Raw genomic sequence first — 5,208 nt, forward strand, 5'->3', positions numbered from 1 at the left:
TCTCCCGCCGCCGCATCACGCTGTCGACCTCGGGCGTGGTGCCGAACATCGTGCGCGCTGGCGATGAGATCGGCGTCATGCTCGCGATCTCGCTGCATGCGGTGCGCGACGAATTGCGCAACGAGCTGGTGCCGCTCAACCGCAAATATCCGATCAAGGAGCTGTTGCAGGCCTGCCGCGACTATCCCGGCGCCTCGAACGCGCGGCGCATCACCTTCGAATATGTGATGCTCAAGGGCGTCAACGATTCGCTCGACGACGCAAAACTGCTGGTGAAGATGCTCAAGGGCATTCCGGCCAAGATCAATTTGATCCCGTTCAATCCGTGGCCCGGCACCGCCTATGAATGCTCGGACTGGGACCAGATCGAGAAGTTCTCGGAATACATCTTCAACGCCGGCTATTCCTCGCCGGTGCGCACCCCGCGCGGCCGCGACATCCTCGCAGCCTGCGGCCAGCTCAAGTCGGAGACCGAGAAGCTCTCGGCGCGCGAGCGCCAGGCACTGCGCGCCATGGCGATGACGGATTGATGGATGATGACGTCCTCGATGCTCGTCATGGCCGGGCTTGACCCGGCCATCTGCGTTTATGGCCCGGTCATTCCGGGGCGGTGCATAGCACCGACCCGAAATCTCGAGATTCCGGGTTCGCGCTTCGCGCGCCCCGGAATGACAGCAATGTTTAATGGGTCCGTCAGATGTCCCTGATCGGCCGCCTCCTCGTCATCTTCGTCGGCTTCCTCGCCGCCTGCTTCGTCGGCGGCATGATCATCGTCGTCGCGCTGCTGTTTCCGGAATTTTCCGATCTCGGCGCCGGTCCGGTCGACCAGGGCACGATCGACATCCTGCTCGGCTTCGGCTTCATCTTCGTCTCGGGCTTCGCGCTGGTGCCGGCGGCGGTGATCGTCGCGATCACCGAAGCGCTCTACATTCGCAGCGCGCTGGCTTATGCCCTCGGCGGCGGCCTTGTCGGGCTCGCCTGCTATCTCGGCCTCGTTCCGTTCCATCCCGACACGTTCCAGTTCGAGGGCATCGTGCGGCGGCATCTGGAGATCATGACCGGCGCGGGCATCGTTGCCGGAATCGTCTACTGGCTGATCGCCGGCCGCAACGCCGGGGCCTGGCGCGAGCCGCCGCCTCCGCGCAAACCGCCTCCGCCGTTGCCGTCGAACTCGAGGCCGGATGCACGTTAGTTTGCGACGTCATTCCGGGGCGGCTCGAAGAGCCGAATCCGGAATCTCGAGATTCCGGGTCTGGTCCTTCGGACCATCCCGGAATGACGCCGGCAAGGGTTTTCATCCCCCCTCCACTCCGCTAAACCGCGCGCCATGAACCGGACTGGACTCTTCATCGCCCTGGCGCTGTGGCTCGTGATCGGCGTCGTTTTCGGCGTCTATCCCGAGCTGGATCTCAAGCTTGCGTCGCTTTTCTTCGACTCCGAGACGAAAACATTTCCGCTCAAGCTGAACGGCTGGGCCAGCTTTGCGCGGGACGCGGCGATGTGGGTCGCGTGGGCGTTCGTGCTGCCGTCGATCGTGGCGCTTGTTGTGAAGATGATTCGGCCCGATCGGCCACTCATTGTGCGGGGGCGCACGGTCATCTTCCTGCTGGTGACCATGATCATGTCGGCCGGCATTCTCACGAACCTGACCTTCAAGACCTATTGGGGCCGGCCGCGGCCGGTGGTGGTGACCGAGTTTGCCGGCGACCAGCAATTCGTGCCGTGGTGGGATCCCCGCGGCGGCTGTGCGCGCAACTGCTCGTTCTTCTCAGGCGAGGGCGCGACCGCCTTCTGGACGCTGGCGCCAGCGTCGCTGGCGCCGCCGACGTGGCGGCCGCTCGCCTATGCCGGCGCGGTCATCTTCGGCGCGCTCACCAGCGGACTGCGCATGGCCTTCGGCGGCCATTTCTTCACCGACGTCGCGATCGCCGGCCTCGTCACTTTCATGGTGATCTGGTTCGCCTACGCCCTGATCTACCGCTGGCCGCGGACGCTGTTTTCGGACGAGGCGGTCGATGCCGCCCTGACCCGGCTGGCCATGCCCGGCTACCGGCTCCGCCAGCGCCTGTTCGGCCGCAAGACCGGTCCCGAGCCCTCGGTTTGAGCCCATTAAAGGGGTGCCGAGGCGTGCGAAATTTGATATTCGCGCGGTCGAGTTTCACCCCGACACCAGCCCCTTGACACGCGATTGGAAGCGCCATGACCACGATCCTGAAAAGCCTGCCCAAGGGTGAGAAAGTCGGCATCGCGTTTTCGGGCGGTCTCGACACCTCTGCAGCGCTGCTCTGGATGAAGCAGAAGGGCGCGCGCTGCTACGCCTACACCGCCAATCTCGGCCAGCCCGACGAGGCCGACTACAACGAGATCCCGCGCAAGGCGATGGAGTTCGGCGCCGAGAAGGCGCGCCTCGTCGATTGCCGCACGCAGCTGGTGCACGAGGGCATCGCCGCAATCCAGTCCGGCGCCTTCCATATCTCCACCGGCGGCATCACCTATTTCAACACCACACCGCTGGGGCGCGCGGTGACCGGCACCATGCTGGTCGCGGCGATGAAGGAAGACGGCGTCAACATCTGGGGCGACGGCTCGACCTTCAAGGGCAACGACATCGAGCGCTTCTACCGCTACGGCCTGCTCACCAATCCCGGCCTGAAGATCTACAAGCCCTGGCTCGACCAGCAGTTCATCGACGAACTCGGCGGCCGCGCGGAAATGTCGGCGTTCATGACGGCGCAGGGTTTCGCCTACAAGATGAGCGCCGAGAAGGCGTATTCGACCGACAGCAATCTGCTCGGCGCCACGCACGAGGCCAAGGATCTCGAGAGCCTCGACAGCGGCATCAAGATCGTCAATCCGATCATGGGCGTGCCGTTCTGGCGCGACGATTGCGCCGTGAAGGCCGAGACGGTGGTGGTGCGCTTCGAGGAGGGGCAGCCGACCGCGCTCAACGGCCAGACCTTCTCCGATCCCGTCGCGCTGTTCCTCGAAGCCAACGCGATCGGCGGCCGCCACGGTCTCGGCATGAGCGACCAGATCGAGAACCGCATCATCGAGGCCAAGAGCCGCGGCATCTACGAGGCCCCTGGCATGGCGCTCCTGCACATCGCCTATGAGCGCCTCGTCACCGGCATCCACAACGAGGACACCATCGAGCAGTACCGCATCAGCGGCATGCGCTTGGGACGCCTGCTCTATCAGGGCCGCTGGTTCGATTCGCAGGCCTTGATGCTGCGCGAGACCGCGCAACGCTGGGTCGCCCGCGCGGTCACCGGCGAGGTGACGCTGGAGCTGCGCCGCGGCAACGACTATTCGATCCTCAACACGGAGAGCCCGAACCTCACCTATGCGCCTGAAAGGCTCAGCATGGAGAAGGTCGAGGACGCCGCCTTCACGCCGGCCGACCGCATCGGCCAGCTCACCATGCGCAACCTCGACATCGCCGATACGCGGACGAAGCTGAAGCTCTACAGCGACACTGGCCTATTGTCGGGCAGCGAAGGCTCGCAGATTTTCCGGCTCGAGAGCGACAAGGGCTGAAACTCCAGGCCCACACAATGACAGCTTAATGACGCTGTCATTCTCGATCGCTACGCTCCTGTTTCTGTCGGAATGGGTTTCGGAGGATCGCGCATGATCAAGAAATCGGCACTCGCCTCTCTCATCGTCCTCTGCTGGACCTCGTCGCAGGCGCAGACGGTCTATCCGATCGATCGCGCCGAGATCCTGGCGGGCGCCAAGTTCGACTTCAAGGTCGAGCTCCCCGGGCTGGCCGATCCCGCCACGTTGAAGGTGACGGTGAATGGCGTGGACTACGCGACGTCTTTCGGGCGTGCCGGGACCTTCATCGAGCGCGAGGACGGCAAGGAGCAGTCGGCCCTGATCCTGCGCGACGTTACACTGGCCAAGCCCGGCCCCGTCACTGTGGACGTCAGCGACGGCGCGCGCCAGCGCAGCGTCACCTGGACGGTCTACGACACCGGCCCGCGCAAGGCGAAGAACGTCATCCTGTTCATCGGCGACGGCATGTCGCCGGCGCATCGGGTCGCCGCGCGAATCCTCTCCAAGGGAATCGCGGAGGGCAAGAGCCGCGGCAAGCTCGCCATCGACGACATGCCCCATATGGCGCTGGTGGCAACGGCCGGCTCGGACTCGATCATCACGGATTCCGCGAACTCGGCCAGCGCCTATGCAACCGGGCACAAGAGCGCCGTCAACGCGCTCGGCGTCTATGCGGACCGCACCGCAAGCGCTTTCGATGATCCCCGGGTCGAAACCATCACCAGTCTCGCCAAGCGGCGACTCGGCATGGCGATCGGCATCGTCACCAATACCGAGATCGAAGACGCGACGCCGGCCGCGATGGTCGCGCACACCCGCCGGCGCGCCGCTTATGACGAGATCGTCGAGCAATTCTTTGCGGCGAAGCCGGATGTGCTGATGGGTGGCGGCAGCGCGAATTTTCTGCCGAAGTCGGCCGCCGGCTCGAAACGCAAGGACGAGACCGACTTCATCGCGAAGTTTCGCGAGGCCGGCTATCAGATGGCGACCACGGCGGGCGAACTCGGCTCGGCCGCTGCCAAACAGGAGACGAGCAAGCTGCTCGGCCTGTTTGCGACGGGCAACATGGACGGCGTGCTCGACCGCAAGTTCCTGAAGGGTGGCGGCGTCAGGAAATTCCCCGAGCAGCCCGATCTCACCGAGCAGGTGCAGGCGGCGCTGAACATCCTTTCGAAGAACGAGAACGGGTTCTTCCTGATGGTCGAATCCGGACTGATCGACAAATACGCGCATCTGCTCGACATGGAGCGCGCCGTCTACGACACGATCATGCTCGACAACGCTGTGCGCCAGACGCGCGAATGGGCGCGGGCGCGCGGCGACGACACCCTCATTCTGGTGCTGGCGGACCACAATCACCCCAACAGCCTCGTCGGCACGGTGAACGATGACATGGCCACCGTGCCCAACGTGCCCTTGCGCGAGCGCGTCGGGGTCTACGACAAGGCCGGATTTCCCAACTATCCCGCGCCGGACGCGGAAGGTTATCCGGCCCGCATCGACGTGAGCCGGCGGCTCGCCATCTTCTCAGCGAGCCTGCCGGACTATTACGAGACGTTCCGTCCGAAGCTCGACAATCCCAACGAGCCGACCGTCAGGGCCGGCGACGATGGGACGTTCAAGGCGAACGACAAGTACAAGGACGTTCCG

General features: G+C 64.6%; 4 protein-coding genes and 1 pseudogene. All 5 read left to right on the forward strand.

Annotated features, from left to right (window positions below):
* Nucleotides 1-530 (forward strand): annotated as a pseudogene (locus JHD07_RS32125) (23S rRNA (adenine(2503)-C(2))-methyltransferase RlmN); the annotation flags it as partial.
* Between the two features lie 167 nt (nt 531-697).
* Nucleotides 698-1,192, forward strand: coding sequence for a hypothetical protein (locus JHD07_RS32130; protein WP_291629450.1), 495 nt, complete (start codon nt 698-700; stop codon nt 1,190-1,192).
* Nucleotides 1,193-1,327: 135 nt separating this feature from the next.
* Nucleotides 1,328-2,104, forward strand: a complete 777-nt coding sequence (locus JHD07_RS32135; protein WP_291629451.1) for a phosphatase PAP2 family protein — start codon at nt 1,328-1,330, stop codon at nt 2,102-2,104.
* Nucleotides 2,105-2,199: 95 nt separating this feature from the next.
* The gene (gene argG, locus JHD07_RS32140) at nt 2,200-3,537 is read left to right on the forward strand and encodes an argininosuccinate synthase (protein WP_122400348.1); all 1,338 of its coding nucleotides are present in this window, start codon (nt 2,200-2,202) and stop codon (nt 3,535-3,537) included.
* 93 nt (nt 3,538-3,630) lie between these two features.
* Nucleotides 3,631-5,208 (forward strand): alkaline phosphatase (locus JHD07_RS32145; RefSeq protein WP_291629454.1); only part of this gene is annotated, 1,578 nt, incomplete at its 3' end.

It is taken from the genome of Bradyrhizobium sp. (assembly GCF_016462955.1).
Taxonomy (GTDB): domain Bacteria; phylum Pseudomonadota; class Alphaproteobacteria; order Rhizobiales; family Xanthobacteraceae; genus Bradyrhizobium.